The sequence below is a fragment of the Embleya sp. NPDC008237 genome, from assembly GCF_042956465.1.
Taxonomy (GTDB): Bacteria; Actinomycetota; Actinomycetes; order Streptomycetales; family Streptomycetaceae; genus Embleya.
This window is the reverse complement of record NZ_JBIBGL010000024.1, coordinates 74,400-90,190: the sequence shown is the minus strand read 5'-3', so window position 1 is coordinate 90,190 and position 15,791 is coordinate 74,400. Positions and strand designations below refer to the sequence as shown.

Genomic DNA, 15,791 nt, shown 5'->3' with positions numbered 1-15,791 from the left:
CATCAGGAGGTCTGCCGCCCGCGCCGAGGCGGGCGGCAGGCAGCGTTCACGAGCGGTTCAGGGGAACTCCGACCGGATCCAGGCGCGGAACTCGTCGTCACTCATCCCCTCGGCCAAGTAGGACAGTTGGCCCCTGACCTCGCCGTTGTTGACGTTGTCCGCCGCTGCGTCGTGCTCCGCCTCCACGGCCCCCTTGAGTTCCACGTAGCCGATACCTGCGGCGGCGGCGATCGCTTGCAGCCGTTGTATGCGCACCAGGTCGTCGACCAGGGCACGCGCGCGGGTTCCGGTGACGTCGTCGAGCAGCCTGGCGCGCACCCGGGGGTCCGGCTCGGCTGCGATCTCCACAACGGCGTCGGCTTCGACCACGGGCGTCCCGGAACGGTCGCACTTCCCGAACCACGCCGAGGCCGGGAGCCGAATGGCCAGCTCCCCGGGCTCCCCCCGCTCCTCCTCGGTCCGGGTGACACCGGCGAACACGCGGTCTCGTGCGGCCAGCGCGTCGAGCAGATCCCGCACCTCGGATGCCGACTTGCCGTAGGCCGTGAACTCCGCGCCGGACGAGACCTGTTCCCGCTCGGTGTCCTCCGCCGGGTCCGGACCGTGCCTCTCGGCCTCGGTGGTGAATCCCGCGTCGTGCAGGATTTCCGTCAGGGCAGCCGCGGTCCGCTCGTCCGCGGAGCATTCGATGATGCGCAGGTGGACGTAGTACTCGTCGTCGTCGTTCATGTCGATGCCTCTCCGATCGCTCTTGGTGGTGGGTCCTACGCGTCGCGCAGATCGCCGATCGCGTAGTTGAGCCGGCCGTCGCCGGCCATCGGCTTCACGGACATCCCGGTGACGCTCCCGAACCATTCGGCGGGCGTGCCGGCGGCTTCCGGGGCGTCGGCGTGGTCGGGGGCGCGGTTGAGCCACAGCCACAACCGGCCCGACAGGTAATGGAGTCGCCCCTCGGCGTCTTCGACGTAGAAGTCCGAATCGCCGCCGAACCCGAAGGCGTCCACGTAGTTCCACACGCAGACGACCCGGATCCCGAACGCCTCGTTCACCCGGCCCAGAACGGTGTTCACTCGGTCGGCGTCGTAGCCGTCGAACATGGATCCGCGGACGTCCGCCAACACTTCCGGTCCTGCCGTGTGTCCGAGGCAGCGACGGTCGTGTCGATCCCGCAGGCTGTGCACGACGGCTTTGAGAACGGTCTTTGCCCGGGCGTGGAAGACCCGCAAAAGCACTGCGGCGCGGAACCCGATCGTCGGGTGAAGGACGGTGCCGCCGACTTCGACTCGCAGCGGCACGGTGCCGTCCGGTCCGACGATCGAGGTGTCGACGGAGTCGAGGTGAATCGACAAGCACAGAGTGCCCGTGCGGGGATTGACGTAGGTGTACGTCATGGCGCCGGCCGTCACGGTGCACGGCAGGGTGCCGTCTTCGTCGGTCTGGGGGAGGAAGAGCACGCCGCGGTTGAATGCCTCACACTCCTCCGCGCTGGGAAACCGGTGTTGCGGTTGTTCGTTGCTCATGGCCTTTCCCTTCCGGTCGTTGGTGTCCGCCGGTTCCGTGTGCCTGCGGGATCATTCGACCGAGTCGCATCTGGGGGGAGTGCGATCCGGCCGAACGGTGGACGCTGTCCGAGTGGGCGTGGGCGTCCGTCTCGCGTCCCTACCGGGGGCGGCGCGGCTGGTCTACTCGGGGCGTGCCGCCGGGCGGTACTGGTCGATCAGGTCGCCGAGCCAGGTGGGCCAGGTGGCCGGGTCGGCGACGTCGGCGGGCGCTGCGTACAGGTCGCCGTCTGACGTCGCGAAGCGGATGGTGGTGAGTTCGCGGGCGTTGAACGTCAAGGTCACGAGAGTGACGGCGAGGGTCTCGCCGTCCGAGGTGGTGATCCCCGGGGCTCCCACGACCCGCAGCGCGATCTTGTGTTGCTCGCTCTCGATGTGCGTGGCGATCATGGCTTTCCTTGCCTGATTGATGGTGTGGGGTTGGCGTTCGGTGGTGGGGCCGGGACGTCGTGTCCGGCCGGGCCCCTCTCGGTGGATGCAGCTCGCGGAGTCATTCCTGGTGCAGGTCCGTGGCTTCGAGCGCGGACCTCTGTGGTGTCGAAGGCGCCGGCGTTCATCGGGATCACGATCGGTCGGATGCCGATCGTGATCCCGACGTGGGTGGTCGAGATGTTGGCGGGGTCAGTCGCGCAACGCGGCGTCCATGGCGGCGTACCAGTCGTCGTCGGAGTTGAAGATGCGTCGGCACGTGTCGGTGCACCTGAGCTGCCCAGGGCGCAGTTCGGGGTCGCCGAGGTCTTCGCGGAAGCCCTGCGCGGAACCGTGGGGGCAGACGCCGGCGTGCTTGAGTTCGGCCATGCGATCGCCAACGGCGGCCATGGCCGCCATCTCCAGGTCCACGCCACGCCGCTGCTCATGGATGGCTTCAAGTTCGTCGGCGGAGGTCTCGTCGGAGTAGATCAAGATGTGCCTCCCGGAGGGGAACCCTTGGATCTCCAGGATACTTAATCCCTTGTTTTTAGACAATAGATTTGACAGACTGGTCGGGCCCGAACCTTCGCTTGAGAGGGACTGCCATGCCGAACATCGAAGTCGAGTCCACACCGACCCCCGACTCGCCGGTACTCGACTGGCGCACAAGGAAGATCGTGGTCGGGGCCGTCGTTCTGTTCCCCCGCCGATGGGGCAAGGCCGGCCACTCGACCGAAATGGTCGAGGGCAGAGTGCTCGGGTTCAGCCCCACGGGCAACGTCCGCGTCCGGGTCCTGCGTACGTCCCGGCCCGCGCGTCACTGGCGCATCAAAAAAGTCTACGCCGCGCCCGTACACAGCATTTCCGTATCTCATAGCACGCACGTCGAGGGGCGAACCGTATCCGGTTCGCCCCTCGACGTCGCCTCCGGGCCGGCGTCGACACCCCCGGCCGGCGCAGCACCGAGGACCGGCCTCGAGGCGGCCGGGCTCAGGGCGTCGCGCGGGACCGGAGGCCCGGGGTGGTGAACAGCGCGGCCGGGCCGTTGCGCAAGGTGTCGGTGTACTCGAAGGTCTCGACCACGAGGGCGGTCATGCCCGCGGGCCCCCAGTGGCCGGCTTCCTCGAAGATCACGGCGGTCTGCGAGCCAGCGTCGTCCCAGGCGAACCGCTCCCACACGGCGAATCCCCGGTCTTGCACAGAGACTCGCATGGGCCCGTAGGTCAGGAGCAGAGTGGTCGGGTCGTCGTCTTCGTCGGGCCACAGCGCCACGGCACCCCCAGGGGCACGCGGCACGAGTTTCTCCGTCACGCGTGCGAGCGTCAGGGGCGGTGCCGCCTGGGGGGTGCGGTCGAGGTCATAGGTGCGGACCGCGGCGTGTGCAAGGCGCAGCAGGGCCGTGACGTCTCGGTCGTGGTCCGTGGCGGTGGCGAATCCGTCGACGAGGGCCGACAGGACGGGCGTTCCGTCGTCGCGGTGGAGGGTGAGTTCGGCCCCGCAGAGGGGGCGTTCGAACCGCGCCACCAGGCGCTCGCGCAGCTCGATGGGGCCGGTGTCGAGTTCCACGGTGCCGGCCGGGATCGTGACGGTGGGGCCTTGGGCGTCGAGGCCGACCGAGGCGGCGAAGGCGGCGGCCAATCGGCCGTTGGCAGCGGTCTTTTCGTCGATCATGTGTACTCCGTAGGTTGTTGGCCGGGCGACGGTCGCGTCTCTGCGGCGGAAGGGACCGCCGAGCGGGCGCCGATGCTGCCCGCGCGGCGGTCGGGGGTTGGCTCGGCTACGCGGTCGCCCGCAGCGCGCGGCTCGGCTTGGGGAGTCGACGCCGGCGCTCGCGACGAGCGTCCGTCAGCAGGTCCAGGACGCGCCGTCCCTTGGTCTCCGCCTGCGTCCTCAGCGCCGCCGGCAAATCGGCCGGGAGCAGCACAGTCTCGTCGCGCAGGTCGATGTGGAGATCGGCACGACGGACCATGGCGCCCATCCCCTGCCTGCGGACGAACAGGCGTGTCCGTGCCTCGACGCGATGGTCGAGGGGGTTGAGCGTCACGTACTCGTTGCGCCACGAGCACAGATCGATGCCGGGGCTGACGCGCACCTGCGCGGGAGCGGAGGCGCCGCCGGCCACCAGCCGGGTCAGGAGCGGTGAACTCGGTTCGCGTTCCGGGTGGGTCGGGTACCGGTGGAGCGGGTACCAACCGCGCCCGTAGACCACGCCGAGCTCGTCGATCACGTAGCGCCAGTCGCCGAGGTCCAGCTCTGTCCCGTACATGTCGAACTCGTCCTCGGGCGCGATGTAGGGGGTGTGCACGCATTCCTCCTCGGGATTCGGTGGTGGCCCTCGCCGCTGCTCCGGGCCGAGAGTTCGGCCCGGAGCAGCGGGCGGGGTGTTCCGGTTTCGCGAGCGGACGCCAGCGCGGCGGGGTTGGATCCGGCCTCGGCGCGACGTTCGGGCCGTCAGTTCCCGTCGGCCCGGTTCATGGCCCAGTGGATGTCCTGGAGCCGCTCGACCTCCTGTGGCCAACTGCCGTGGTACCCCTTCGGGTTGTCCTCCCCGTACGGCGTCGGGCGCAGCCGGCGGTTGTGTACGAGGCCGGTGATCCGCGCTCGGGCATCGAGTTCCCGGGACAGCCACAGCACGGCGGTGCGGATGTCGGACGCGTCGTGGCGCTCGTTCCAGGTCTCGGGTGCGCAGATCAGATCCGTGTGGTAGTTGCCGCCGTGGTCCGCCGGGCACCGCTGCGGGGTGAATCCGTAGCGGTCCTTGAACGTGTCCCAGTAGAGGGCGTGGAGCGCGAACGGGTGCCCCGGATACGGCTCGCGCACGACCGTGACGTCGGGGTTGCCCACGTGCCAGGTGAGGCGGTGCGGCTTGTCGTCCAGGTAGGCGAAGTGGTCGGGGTTGGGGGACGTCATCGTCCAGACCTCCTCCTTCGTCCACGGGCCGCCGTCGTGCGAGGGCATTTCCTTCGGCCCGATTCCGCACACGACACCGGTGAGCGTGCCGTCGCCGTTGTCGCGCAGCCATGAGCCGTTCGTCTGTTCGTCGAATCCCGGGCCGGGGTGCCACGGCGCGGGGGCGTCGGCGAACGTCTTGTCCGGGAAGGTGACCCGCGCGTGGATGCCGTGGGTGAACGGGTGGTCGTCGCGGCGGGTTTGGCCGATCGCGCGTATCAGGTGCCGGTCGAGGCTGCGCTTCATCGTGCCCTCCTGTGGTGCTGGGGAACCTTCGAAGAGTCTCCAGAATAACGTAATCTATTGTATTAAAACAAGGGATTTGCAATCCTGGATCGAGTGGATGCCGCTGACCGACACTCGGGGCCCGAGCAGGCCCTCGGACGCTGCGCCGAGCGATGCGCCGGCGGATCACCGCGCCGACCCCACTTCGCGAATGACTTTCCTCGATACAAGGGTTTCTGGGAAGCTCTCCCCTACGACGACGAGAGGACGCACGATGGAAACCCCGAACGCGCCGCGGGAAGTCGAACGCCTGACTTTCACCGAGATCGCCGAGCGCATCGCCGAGCGCGGATACACGCCGATCTCGAAACAGCGCGTCGCGCAGCTGGCGCACGACAGTCCTGACTGGCCGGTCCCGCAAGAGGAGTGGAAGAAGGTGGGCAAGGCCGTGCAGATCCCTTGGGACGAACGCCTCGATACCTACTTCGCCACGCGCGACACCAAATCCGGCCCCAGGGGCCCACGTTCGGGTTCGACGGGCCCGCGTGACCCGGACCGCGTACCCGACGCCGAGGTGGCCGAGGCCCTGGGCATCCCCATCGAGACCGTGCCGCGGTTGCACCCCCGCCCTCGCGCGAAGAAGTGGTACCGCGCCGACCTCGAGGAGGTCCGCCGGAATCCGCCGCCCTGGGTGGGCAACGCGGCCGCGGCCCGGGCCGAGGCCGAGCGACTCGATGCCCAGTCGCAACGCCGGCGCGCCGCTCTGCAGCGCTCCCAGGGAACACCCGACTCGTAAGGACTCGGCGCCGACCGCCGCGGAAGAAGTCGCGTCGCGGGCGAATCCGGGAACAGGACGGATGTGACAGGAACGTCGTCGCCAGTCGAGCGGCGCGGGCTCGCCTCCGGGCGGCCCGCGCCGGCTTGCCGTCCGAACGCGCGGGTTCAATCCGGCGCGGGATCCGACGGGACGCTCCGCCCGGTGCGGGTGAGTCGGTCCCAGGTTCCGGCAAGGCGTCGATAGGCCCCCTCCTGGGCGTGGGTCAGGACCACGACGGTCAGCGCCGGGCTTTCGGGCAGCGCCGCGGCGAGGGCGGCGGTGTCGGTGTCTCGCAGGGTGAGGATCGCGAGGACTCGGGCGAGGGCGTCCACCATGGCCGCCTCGGTGGTGTCCCATTGGGCTGCCGCAATCGCGAGTTCCTCGCGCACGTCCGGGTCGCCGGTGCCGTCCAGAGCGGCGCGCAGGTCCCGCAACGCGGTGTCGAGGACTGCGAATGTCGGCCTCGTCGAGAGGTACCGCGTACACGGGTTCGTGCTCGGAGCGCCCGTCCGGGCCCAGGATGCGATATCCCGTGTCCTCGACGTTCGGATACAGCACGCGGGCGGGGATGCACGCGAGGATCCTGTCGAAGGCGTCGGACGCGGCGCAGTCGCCGAACGGAGCGGGCAACGGCTCGTCCTGGTCGTCGTCCTCGGCGGGCTCGGGGTCCTGGCACAGGCCGTTCAGCAGGCGATCCTCGACGTGGCCCAGGAGCCGCGCGAGGGTTGCGTTCTCGGGGAGCAGGGTCGGGACGGTCATGGTCGTCTCCACGATGTCGATCGGTGTCACGCCGGGCGCGGCCGTACGCCGGGCGGTGGCCGTCGCGTCTCCCGGAGCCGGCCGCGTCACGGCCGGGGGTCGGGGTGGGATGTCGCGGCGGTGGGCCGCGACACCCCACCGTGGTCAGTCGAAGGTGGCGGTGAACACCTCGGCCATGAGGGACGCCCACCGCTCGGCGTCCCAGTGCTGCGGCGCGCCGTCCGGGACGCACACGGTGGTGTCCTCGTCCGTCTCCTCCTCGTCGTCGACTTCGTAGAGGACCCGGTAGACCACGAACTCCCCCCTCATCGCCGCAAGGCACTCACCGTCCTCGTCCGCCATCCTGGGGTAGCCGTCGCCCGGTTTGGGTTCCAACCGGTACGAGCCTTGCGGCCGTTCGCGCAGCAGCGTCGCGGCAAGCGGAAGGGCCTCGGCGGCGATGGCCTGCGGAGTGGCGTCGGTGGTGAACGTGGAGTAGGTGCGCAGCGCGGCGTACAGGACGTGAGCCGAGGCGAGGTCGTCGTGGGTGTCGGCGGTCAGGATGGTCACTCCTCTGCGCTGGAGGGTGATGCCGCCGTCGAGGTCCGCAGTAAGGATGTCGGGCAGGGTGATCGTTCCGGTGGGCAGGTGAATGGGGCCTGCCCGGAAGGTCACCCCGGGGCGGAAGACAGCGCCGATCGCGGTCAGGTGCGTGCCGAGGGTCGTCTTCGGGAACTGCACTCCCTCGTCTCGGAATGCCGCGCCGAGGGCTGTGACGGCGCGGTCGAGTTCCGCGAGTGCGTGGGCGTGGGCGTGCGTCGCCTCGTCGAGCGTGAGGCCGGCGCCGCGGTAGGGGCGCGGCGACTTGCTGCGTCCGGTGCTGATGTCGGTGATCGAGTTCCGCAGGACGTCGGCGTGAGCGCCGAGGGCGTGGACGAGTCCGTGGGCGGTGCGATCGGCGGCGCGGGCTGCGTCGCAGACCAGGTACACGAGTTGGGCTGTGGCGCCGGTGAGGTGGGCGTGGTGCTGGAACAGGTCCTTGGGGGTGGTTCCGAAGGCGTCGATGACGGCTTGTGTGCCGGGGGTGTCGGTTCGGGGGGTTTCGAGATCGGTCATCGCGTGGCTCCCGGTGGACGGGTGGTGGTCGTGGGGTCGATGCGTGGACGCGGAGCCGGTTGCCCGGTTCCGCGCCGTCAGGTCACTCGCGGGCGAGCGTGGGGGTTCCGTCCGGGCCCCTCGGGCCGAAACGCCTTCGGCCCGAGGGGAGTGCGCCGGGTCAGTCGCGTAGGGAGGCGTTGAAGGTTTCGGTGACGGCCTCGACGGCTCGGGTGGGCGACGTCGCCTCGGCGACGTCGCTGTACGGCCAGGTGTCGACGTCGATCCCGGCCATCTCGGTGTAGTCGACCTCGATCGTTTCGTCGCCTTCGATCACCACGAGGGGGTAGAGGTCGCAGTTGTCGTTCTCGACGCCGATGACCCTCCAGAGGCGGGTCGGGGCCTCGGGCTGGTCAGGGGCCTGGAGCATGGCCATGGCTTGGTGTGCGTCGACGGCCCAGACCTCGACGACCATGGGGGTGGATCCGTCGTGGGCGCTGGGGAGTTCGGGGCCGTCCGCGTCGCCCTCGACGGCGCCGATCGCCACCACGGTGCCATCCGGGCGACGCAGGGCGAACACGGTGTACTTGAGGTAGTAGGCGCGGGTGTCGCGACGGTCGACGCGCACCGGCCCTCGGTTGTCCTGCCGAAACGCGATCTCCCCGTGGCCGGGCTCGCGGCGCCAGGACCTGCCGACGTGGCCGGCGAACGCGGCCGGCAGGTCGACGGGGCGGGTCGGCAGGCCGTTCGCCTCCAGGTAGGTGCGCCGGCGGTCGACGCCGTTCGTGTATCCGTTGGCGAGCACGTCGAAGAAGTGGGCGACCAATTCACCGGCGGCCTGCGGGCCGAACTCCACCTTCCACAGCGCACGCCCCGGGTCGAGATCTGCGGTGATCCGCCACAGCACGCCTTCGTTGTCGGAACGGTCGCAGGTCGACAGGTACGTCACCGACACCCTGCCGTCGGGCGACGTGGCGACGAGTTCCTCGGCGGTGTCGGTGGTGATGGGCCAGCCGAGTATGCCGAGGAGGTTTTCGGGGGTCTGTTCGCCGGCGCCGGCCAGGTGGACCGGGACGGGGATGTGCGGGAGGCGTGGGCGGGTCATGGTGATCTCCAGGGTGAGAGGGGATGGGTTGCGCCGTTGCCGGGCCGAGGGGCCCGGCTCGATCGGTGGTCGCCGATCGAGCCGATGCCGCTTCGGGATGTTCAGTGGTCGCCCGCGTGGATGGCGTCGAACGCTTCCGTGGCGATCTGTACGGCGCGCGCGGGGCAGGTTGCGGTGACGACGTCGCAGTGCAGGTCGTAGGAGGCGTGGCCGTGGAGCCGGAGGTCCGTCGGCCCGATGCGGTGGGGCATGACGGCCTCGGCGCGGAATCCGCTGGCGGCGGAGTGGATTCCGACGACCCGCCATGGGCGCTCGGGTCCGGTGACCGGTTCGGTTCCGGCGACCAAGCGCAGGGCCTGCCGGGGGTCGCAGGCCCACGTGGGCGTGGCGAACGCGATCGTGTCGTCGTCGAATTCGCCGAGGTGGACGTCGGGCGTCTCGCCCTCGGTCGCGCTGAGCGCCCGTTTGGTGCCGTCGGCCTCGACCATCCCGAACACGGTGAAGCGGCGGTAGACAGCCGTGCCGGCCTCGGTGATCACGCGCGCCTGCGGGTGGTGGAACTGGTCGAGCGTGAGCCCGCTGTGGGGAAGGGCGTACGGGTCCGGCCCCGGGTCGATGGGGGCGGTCGGCAGGTCGTACTCCTCCAGGTATTCGAGGGGCCGGCCGATTCCCCGGCGCCACCTGTTCGCCACGGCGTCGACGACGTGGAGCACCAGTTCGGTGGGGACCATCCAGCTGAACGAGATCGTCCACAGCCGGCGTCCCGGGGCGAGATCGGAGGTGATCGTCCACAGCGTGTCGTCGTCGCCGTCGGGGTCGCCGTCCGGGAGGCAACGCAGGGTCAGGAGGCCGTCGGGGGACGTGCTGCGGAATCCCGTCGCCTCCGTCCCCTCGGGGTCCGTCCAGTCGGTAAGGAGGTTCCACACGCGGTCGTGCAGTTCCAAGCCCTGTCCGGCACGGCCGAGCGGTACCGGGATGGCGTCCGGGTCCTCGAAAGGGATGTCGTCGATCGGGTTGTGGTAGTTCACGGACGGTCCTCCTCGTCTCGGCCGGAACGGCCGACGTCGGTTGTGGGTCCGGTGTCCCGGGCCGGTCCCACCGACCCGGAACACCTGTCGTGCGTGCAGGGGGTGTCAGAAATCGGTGCCCAAGTCCCCGTTGGACAGGCGACGGGCCGTCTCGCCCGCCTTCTCGACGTCGGGCCAGTGCCCCTGCCCGACCGGCTCGCCGTGCAGCGTCGAAGTCCACGTCCAGCCCTCGCCGAAGGGGTTGGTGAGGATGAGCTCACCTCCTTCGGGCAGGCCCATGGCCTGCGGGTCGACGCGCGCGGCCCAGCAGTTCCCGCCGGTGGGGATCACCTCGGCGTCCAACCCCACGCCGCGCAGCGCCGTGACCATCACCTCGGCGAGTTCCTGCTCGGACCTCGGTTCCGCATCCGTGGGGTCGGGCTCGGATGGCGTCAGGAATTCGGCCATGGACACGGCGAGACGGCGCAGCAGTTCCGGGGGCGGGTTGTCGCCGACCTTGACGCGCGTGTCGCCGTCCACGCGGAGCATGTCGTCGGCGGCTTCGTAAACGAGTACGGTCCAGGTGGCCCACAGACCGTCGGGGGCCGGCGCGTGCTCGGCGATGCGTACGAAGATCTCGCCGTCCGCCATGCGCGCGGTCCCGTCGAGGGTGATCTCTACGGTTTCGAGGGAGAGTTCGATGCCGGCGTTGGTGAGGACGAGGTGGGGCCTGTTGACCTCGACGAACGCGGGTTCAATGGACGAGGTGGGGGTCATGGCGTGCCTCCGTTGACGTGCGCCGGAGTGGTCGGCGCGGGCGAATTCCGGGGATCGGTTCGGCCGTCCATGGCGGTCAGCGCCGACGCTCGGGTCGGGACGAGATCGCCTCGGTGAAGGGGAAGTTCTTGGGGTAGAGGGACGCGGCCACCCATGAGGCGAGGCGGCTGACGAAATCGGGTGACAGCTTTTCGGAGACCGGGAAGGGTGGGCATTCGTAGACCACTCGAAGGCGCGTATCGGTCTGGGCGATGCAGATGGTCCAGACGGCGACCATGTCGTCGCGGGTCTTGGGCGCGCTGCCCGTGTCCCGGTAGGACACTTCGATCCGCACGACGATCTCGCCGGGCTTCAGTCGACTGGCGTCGGTGATGGACTCGAAGGCGAACAGACACCCGTCGTCGGTCATGGTGATGTTCGTGATCCGGCGGAAGTCGACTCCATTGGATTCGGTCATGTGTGGCTCCGTGGTCGGGTGTTGCCGGGGAGTGGCCGGCTCCGAAGGGGTCGGAGCCGGCCCGGTCACGGTCAGCGGCGGCGGGGGTGTCCGTCCTCGGTGGTCGCGGTCAGCCAGTGGGCGATCTCGTCAACGAAGCGCGACCAGGCGGAGAGGCTGCCTCCGCAGTGGATCCAGGGAGCGTGGGCGTCCTCGTCCGTGGCGGTCATCCCGACCGCGCGCCACCTGCGGACGTCGGCGGGGGACTCCGGCAGGGATCCGGTCTCCGTGCCATCGGTGCCGACGTAGACCGTGCCGGAACCGTTCTCCACCCGCAGGAGACGTCCGACCCCCTCGTGTCGCTCCAGTCGGACGACGAAGCCGAGGTTCCGGAACGACCTGATGACCCGCGTGTACGGAGCGGTGGTCAGGGTGAGGCCCCAGCGTGCGCGGCGGTCCGAGAGCGCGATTCGTGTGGAGATGGAAAGGCGCGTCAGGTCGTCCGGCGAGCTCATCGTGGCTTCGCCGATGCCGAGGGCGTCGAACGTCCACCCGGCCGCTTCGAGGGTCTCGAACACCTCGTCCATGCGGTTCGGCCGCGTGACGTCGTCGACGGACGTGAAGGCGATCTCGTGCTGGCGATCCTCCCGGGTCCACTTCATGTCGACGTCGCCGAGCAGGATGACGAACTTCTCGGCCGCCGCATCGAGGTCATCGGAGAGACGGAAGGAGCGCGGGACGGTGCGAGCGGACATGGTGATCTCCCTTGATCGGGTCGCGATGCGGGGCACGGCGGCAGTGGCGGTGCGGCGCGGGAGGATTCGACGTCTCGGGACACGCGGTCGTGCGGGTTCGGCGTCGGACGGAGCCCCGCTCGGCGGGGTTCCGGTTCATGAAGCGTGGGGCGAAATCCCCTGGGAACCGGAGGATTTCCACTTACCCCAGGATATCGAATCTCTTGTTTTGACACAAGAGATTGAGTTGATGTCGGTCGGTACCCGTTCGGCCGCCACGCTCGCCGGTGGCCGCGGCAGCCGGCGCGGCGCGCCGCCGGCTGCCGCGTGTTCCGGACGGCCTATCGCAGGCTGCGGCTGCTCTTGCCGAGGTGGGGATGGAACGGCTTCGGTGGCGTATCACGCATGAGGTCCAGCGGATAGGAGGGCGGGTGGCTGTCACCCCTTTGCGGACCGTCCATCCACGAGACGCCCGCAGAGTCTCGGTGGCGAATCGTGATGACCCCCTCGCGTCCTGCCGCCGAGTAGAAGCGGGTATCTACGGTCAGGTTCGGGAACGGGGCGCGCCCCATGTCCTTGACCTCGACCCGCATCGGGTCGTGCCGGTGGCTCTGGCTCAGGAGGATCGTCGCCTGCTGTTCGGCGATGGCCCGTTCGGCCACCGGGCGCGTGGTCAGCACGATCGAGCGGCCGAAGCCGGTCGTCTCGTGGCGCACGTAGAAGCGGGGGAAGCGACGGTCCCAGTCGTCGACCGTGGTCGCGCACTCCAACCGACGGATGCCGTCCGGCGCTTCCCAGTGGTAGACGGTCGTGGCCCTGCTCTCCTCGACCCACCGGGCAATGAACGCGCGGACGTCGGCACGGTCGGTCGCCTCGTGGTACTCGGCCGAATCCTCGATCGTGGCGTGCGCCCCGTGAAGGACGCGCCACCGGTCCGTCCCCGGGGACGCGGGCTCGGTCACAGTGAATACGACCGGCCGCAACGCTCCGGTCGGGACGACGAGCCAGACTCCGATGCCGTGCGGGATCCAGTCGTCGTCGTTGTCGTCCGGCGGGATGGAAAGGTTCTCCGTCATGAGGAACGCTCCTGTGGAGTACACCGCGCGGACGCGGCGGATTCGGGCGAGGTGGGGTTTGGGGACCCGCGAAGAATGACCGGGGGTAGCGGTCCGGGACGCGGTCGGGAACGGTGAGGCTCCCGACCGCGCGACGCCGGATGCCGTGCCGCTAGAGGCTTGATCCGAGGAGTGCCGCGTGGATCTCGTAGGCGATGTCCTGCCGTGAGGGAATGCGGGGCAACTCCACCCGGACACGCCTGCCTTGTGCATCGGTCCTGGTGATGGGCCGGCCGTCGATGGCGATCCGCCACCAGCCGTGACGGTCGTCCCACGAGTGGAAGCGCCCGTTGTAGAACTGCCTCGTCACGCGCACCACGTGTTCCGCGTCGTCCGCACCCTGGATGCCGTACTCGACCCACCAGCCGTTTTCCGGCTGGAGCGTGGGGAGGAACCCGTATTCCTCGTACCGCGCTCCCAGGAGACGACGACCACGCGCGTGCAGGGCCCGCGCGATCTCCAGCGCCACTTGGTGCGTGCCGAGCATGTCTCCGGTCGCGCGCGGGAAGCCCGAGCACGCGCGCGTCATCGGGGGATGCACGATCACATCGGCGGACACCTGCCGTGCCGGCGTGTCCGAAGGGTCGTCATCGGCCGACGCATCCGCCGGAGCGTTCTCCGGGTTCGCGTCCTTTGACTCGACAACCGGCGTAACCGGGCTGTCCGGGCAGGCAACGAACGACCCGGCCGGCTGCCACTCCGGACCGTCATCCAAACCGTCCAACCACCAGACTCGCACGAGGGTTTCCCGCTCGTACAGCCCTTCGTTCGAGGACGTGACCAGCCCTTCAAGAACGACACCCACGCGTTCGTCACCGGTCACCGACCCTCCGGGGTCCTTGACGACCTTGTCCCCGACGGCAAAGACGTGCTCTTCGCGCTCCCGCGCCAGGTCGAGCGGGTCGACCACCCGGACGTCGTGGACGAAGCACAGGAAGCGACCCCAATCGCCATCCCACAGAACGGTCAGAATGTTTTCGTCGGCCCCGTTCCGATCGCAGGCAACGACCGTGCCGCGCTGGACGATGTTAGGGGACCCCATGCCCTCGGTCAGTCCGGGATAGTCGATGCGACGCTCAACGCGCGTGCCCTCCGTCGCCTGCGGAGCCTTCACCACGGGCGCGAACAACGCGTCGCCGTACACGCTCCAGTCGCCTGCGATGTGGTAGCCGGCGCCGGCCACGACGTCCCGCACGAAATCGGCCGGCACGTCCACCCCGGTCACGACGGACGAAGAGCGGTAGAGCGCGCCGTACAGGTCGGTTTCCCGCGTCACCGTGCCCTGCCCACACCCGCAGTCCATGGTCACGGAGCCCTTCTCGTCCCGCGCGTCGACCTTGACCCACGCCGCGGTGTGGTCGCAGTCCACCGGCGTGGGTCGCGTCGGGAAGGTCCAGTCACGGCCGGCCACGAAGTCGCGTACGACAGCCGCGCGCTCCGCGTGCGCGGCGGCAAGCGCATTGCCCTCACGCCACGTCGACGCGACTCCGACGAACGCACCGTCCACGTGCGTCACGGACCATTCGTCGCGCTTCCAGTCGGTTTCCACGTTGTAGTCATCCGGTGTACTGCCGGCACCGAGCACGGGAAGTCGACCCTGCGCGTGACGAACGGCGAGCGCCTCGCCGTCGATCATGTCTCCCGTGCGAGCGATCACGGCGCGTTCGCTACCCCATGAGCCGTTGCCCGCGTGGATCAAGAGCCGGTTGTCGGGAGCGCCCGAGAGCACCGAAACTTCGTAGGGGAACTCCTCCTGCGCGATGGTCACCGTGACCAAGATCGTGTGGCTGTCGCGGCGCATCGACGTCACGGTTGCGACGGTGCGCAGGTACTCCCACGCGGCAATCTCGCGCGTCGCGCCGGACACCTTGCGCGGGTCGTCCTCGCTCGGATCCCACGCCTGCCAGATACCGCCCCGGACCGACTCGACCCGGAACACCCGTGCACCCTTGGGGTAGACACCCATGACCGGACGCGCGTCCGTCTTCGGACGCTCGTACACGTCGAACGTGACGCGCTCCACACCGGTCCGAACGCCCTCGAACAGATACCGCTCGCGCGGGAACGACGGACACACGTGCGGATCACTGGCCGTCGGTTGCGCCGGAATCGGGCACTCGACCGTTTCCGGCTCCCCGTCCGGGAACTCAAGCCCCAGCTGTTCCGCGTCGTTCGCGTTGCCCTTACTGGTGACCTCGCATCCCTCGATGCGGTGCGAGTGCCTATTCATGGGGACCGTGTACAAGCGCGCGACCGGACGGCCGTTCTTGTGCTGGACCACAACGGCAGAGTCACGCCCGTACGCCTGGACGTCCTCGCACCAGACCTGACCGGTGTACCGGTCCCCCTCGTGGGTCCACTCCACGTGATCCCCCGGAGTGAACGGGGCAATCTCGTACAGCTTCTTGCTCGTGGGGATCCTGCGCCGCTTGGCGCCCCTGCGCGGCATGTTCACGTATCCGGGAAGCTTCACGGGCGTGCCCGCGACAACCGCCACGCGCGCCTTGCGCAGCATCTCGGCGTGTTCGGCCACCCAATCGGAGATCACGATCTCGGCGGAAGCACGGTCGGTCGCGGTTCGGAAATCGTCACAGGGCCGGATAACCGACCGACGGCCGAGCATGATCCGGAACCCGTGGTCATCGGACCCTTCGACCGTGAACACCGTTCGCGAACCCTGGATCCCCACGATCCAGCGCGGTTCGCCGCTGCCGGCCACCTCCCAAGTCTGCGTGTCCGGTTCGACGGTGCGCGTGTTCGACTCGATCATCGCGGTGTGTGCCATGATGAAACTCGCTCTCCCGCTGTCTGTAGCAGCGCTAG

General features: G+C 69.3%; 17 protein-coding genes. 1 reads left to right on the top strand and 16 read right to left on the bottom strand.

Features of this window, described 5'->3' with window-relative positions:
* Positions 1 to 57: 57 nt before the first annotated feature.
* The 7 genes from ACFZBU_RS42320 to ACFZBU_RS42290 form a co-directional block, all read right to left on the bottom strand.
* Positions 58 to 729 carry a hypothetical protein gene (locus tag ACFZBU_RS42320; RefSeq protein WP_391589117.1) on the bottom strand — a complete coding sequence of 224 codons (672 nt, stop codon included), beginning with the start codon at positions 727 to 729 and terminating at the stop codon, positions 58 to 60.
* A gap of 35 nt (positions 730 to 764) precedes the next feature.
* Entirely contained in the window at positions 765 to 1,520 is a 756-nt protein-coding gene (locus ACFZBU_RS42315; protein WP_391589116.1) for a hypothetical protein, read from the bottom strand.
* A 162-nt stretch (positions 1,521 to 1,682) separates the two neighbouring features.
* Positions 1,683 to 1,949, bottom strand: a complete 267-nt coding sequence (locus ACFZBU_RS42310) for a hypothetical protein (RefSeq protein WP_391589115.1) — start codon at positions 1,947 to 1,949, stop codon at positions 1,683 to 1,685.
* Between the two features lie 231 nt (positions 1,950 to 2,180).
* Complete coding sequence (locus tag ACFZBU_RS42305) at positions 2,181 to 2,462, bottom strand: hypothetical protein (protein WP_391589114.1); 282 nt, start codon at positions 2,460 to 2,462, stop codon at positions 2,181 to 2,183.
* 498 nt (positions 2,463 to 2,960) lie between these two features.
* Positions 2,961 to 3,641: a hypothetical protein gene (locus ACFZBU_RS42300; RefSeq protein WP_391589113.1), complete on the bottom strand. Its 681-nt coding sequence runs from the start codon at positions 3,639 to 3,641 to the stop codon at positions 2,961 to 2,963.
* Positions 3,642 to 3,747: 106 nt separating this feature from the next.
* Positions 3,748 to 4,275 (bottom strand): hypothetical protein, encoded by a 528-nt coding sequence (locus tag ACFZBU_RS42295; protein WP_391589112.1) that lies wholly within the window; start codon positions 4,273 to 4,275, stop codon positions 3,748 to 3,750.
* Between the two features lie 146 nt (positions 4,276 to 4,421).
* Entirely contained in the window at positions 4,422 to 5,165 is a 744-nt protein-coding gene (locus ACFZBU_RS42290; RefSeq protein WP_391589111.1) for a hypothetical protein, read from the bottom strand.
* Between the two features lie 253 nt (positions 5,166 to 5,418).
* Between ACFZBU_RS42290 and ACFZBU_RS42285 the strand changes: the two genes are divergently transcribed.
* Positions 5,419 to 5,940 (top strand): hypothetical protein, encoded by a 522-nt coding sequence (locus tag ACFZBU_RS42285; protein ID WP_391589110.1) that lies wholly within the window; start codon positions 5,419 to 5,421, stop codon positions 5,938 to 5,940.
* Positions 5,941 to 6,086: 146 nt separating this feature from the next.
* Here the strand turns inward: ACFZBU_RS42285 and ACFZBU_RS42280 are convergent, their stop codons facing one another.
* The 9 genes from ACFZBU_RS42280 to ACFZBU_RS42240 all read right to left on the bottom strand — a co-directional run bounded on the left by ACFZBU_RS42280 (position 6,087) and on the right by ACFZBU_RS42240 (position 15,753).
* Positions 6,087 to 6,395 (bottom strand): hypothetical protein, encoded by a 309-nt coding sequence (locus ACFZBU_RS42280; RefSeq protein WP_391589109.1) that lies wholly within the window; start codon positions 6,393 to 6,395, stop codon positions 6,087 to 6,089.
* A gap of 469 nt (positions 6,396 to 6,864) precedes the next feature.
* Positions 6,865 to 7,815 (bottom strand): hypothetical protein, encoded by a 951-nt coding sequence (locus ACFZBU_RS42275; protein ID WP_391589108.1) that lies wholly within the window; start codon positions 7,813 to 7,815, stop codon positions 6,865 to 6,867.
* A 160-nt stretch (positions 7,816 to 7,975) separates the two neighbouring features.
* Positions 7,976 to 8,899, bottom strand: a complete 924-nt coding sequence (locus ACFZBU_RS42270) for a DUF317 domain-containing protein (RefSeq protein WP_391589107.1) — start codon at positions 8,897 to 8,899, stop codon at positions 7,976 to 7,978.
* A gap of 101 nt (positions 8,900 to 9,000) precedes the next feature.
* Positions 9,001 to 9,927 (bottom strand): DUF317 domain-containing protein, encoded by a 927-nt coding sequence (locus ACFZBU_RS42265; RefSeq protein ID WP_391589106.1) that lies wholly within the window; start codon positions 9,925 to 9,927, stop codon positions 9,001 to 9,003.
* Between the two features lie 105 nt (positions 9,928 to 10,032).
* The gene (locus ACFZBU_RS42260) at positions 10,033 to 10,683 is read right to left on the bottom strand and encodes a hypothetical protein (protein WP_391589105.1); all 651 of its coding nucleotides are present in this window, start codon (positions 10,681 to 10,683) and stop codon (positions 10,033 to 10,035) included.
* A 76-nt stretch (positions 10,684 to 10,759) separates the two neighbouring features.
* Positions 10,760 to 11,140: a hypothetical protein gene (locus ACFZBU_RS42255; RefSeq protein ID WP_391589104.1), complete on the bottom strand. Its 381-nt coding sequence runs from the start codon at positions 11,138 to 11,140 to the stop codon at positions 10,760 to 10,762.
* Between the two features lie 71 nt (positions 11,141 to 11,211).
* Positions 11,212 to 11,874, bottom strand: a complete 663-nt coding sequence (locus ACFZBU_RS42250; protein ID WP_391589103.1) for a hypothetical protein — start codon at positions 11,872 to 11,874, stop codon at positions 11,212 to 11,214.
* A 320-nt stretch (positions 11,875 to 12,194) separates the two neighbouring features.
* The gene (locus ACFZBU_RS42245) at positions 12,195 to 12,929 is read right to left on the bottom strand and encodes a hypothetical protein (protein WP_391589102.1); all 735 of its coding nucleotides are present in this window, start codon (positions 12,927 to 12,929) and stop codon (positions 12,195 to 12,197) included.
* Positions 12,930 to 13,080: 151 nt separating this feature from the next.
* Positions 13,081 to 15,753 carry a hypothetical protein gene (locus tag ACFZBU_RS42240; protein ID WP_391589101.1) on the bottom strand — a complete coding sequence of 891 codons (2,673 nt, stop codon included), beginning with the start codon at positions 15,751 to 15,753 and terminating at the stop codon, positions 13,081 to 13,083.
* Positions 15,754 to 15,791: the final 38 nt, after the last annotated feature.

Excerpts from the sequence above, each read along its gene's own strand:
- ACFZBU_RS42275 (WP_391589108.1), bottom strand. The coding sequence starts at position 7,815 with ATGACCGATCTCGAAACCCCCCGAACCGACACCCCCGGCACACAAGCC.
- ACFZBU_RS42300 (WP_391589113.1), bottom strand. The coding sequence starts at position 3,641 with ATGATCGACGAAAAGACCGCTGCCAACGGCCGATTGGCCGCCGCCTTC.
- ACFZBU_RS42270 (WP_391589107.1), bottom strand. The coding sequence starts at position 8,899 with ATGACCCGCCCACGCCTCCCGCACATCCCCGTCCCGGTCCACCTGGCC.
- ACFZBU_RS42260 (WP_391589105.1), bottom strand. The coding sequence starts at position 10,683 with ATGACCCCCACCTCGTCCATTGAACCCGCGTTCGTCGAGGTCAACAGG.
- ACFZBU_RS42255 (WP_391589104.1), bottom strand. The coding sequence starts at position 11,140 with ATGACCGAATCCAATGGAGTCGACTTCCGCCGGATCACGAACATCACC.
- ACFZBU_RS42315 (WP_391589116.1), bottom strand. The coding sequence starts at position 1,520 with ATGAGCAACGAACAACCGCAACACCGGTTTCCCAGCGCGGAGGAGTGT.
- ACFZBU_RS42320 (WP_391589117.1), bottom strand. The coding sequence starts at position 729 with ATGAACGACGACGACGAGTACTACGTCCACCTGCGCATCATCGAATGC.
- ACFZBU_RS42285 (WP_391589110.1), top strand. The coding sequence starts at position 5,419 with ATGGAAACCCCGAACGCGCCGCGGGAAGTCGAACGCCTGACTTTCACC.
- ACFZBU_RS42245 (WP_391589102.1), bottom strand. The coding sequence starts at position 12,929 with ATGACGGAGAACCTTTCCATCCCGCCGGACGACAACGACGACGACTGG.
- ACFZBU_RS42290 (WP_391589111.1), bottom strand. The coding sequence starts at position 5,165 with ATGAAGCGCAGCCTCGACCGGCACCTGATACGCGCGATCGGCCAAACC.
- ACFZBU_RS42240 (WP_391589101.1), bottom strand. The coding sequence starts at position 15,753 with ATGGCACACACCGCGATGATCGAGTCGAACACGCGCACCGTCGAACCG.
- ACFZBU_RS42250 (WP_391589103.1), bottom strand. The coding sequence starts at position 11,874 with ATGTCCGCTCGCACCGTCCCGCGCTCCTTCCGTCTCTCCGATGACCTC.
- ACFZBU_RS42310 (WP_391589115.1), bottom strand. The coding sequence starts at position 1,949 with ATGATCGCCACGCACATCGAGAGCGAGCAACACAAGATCGCGCTGCGG.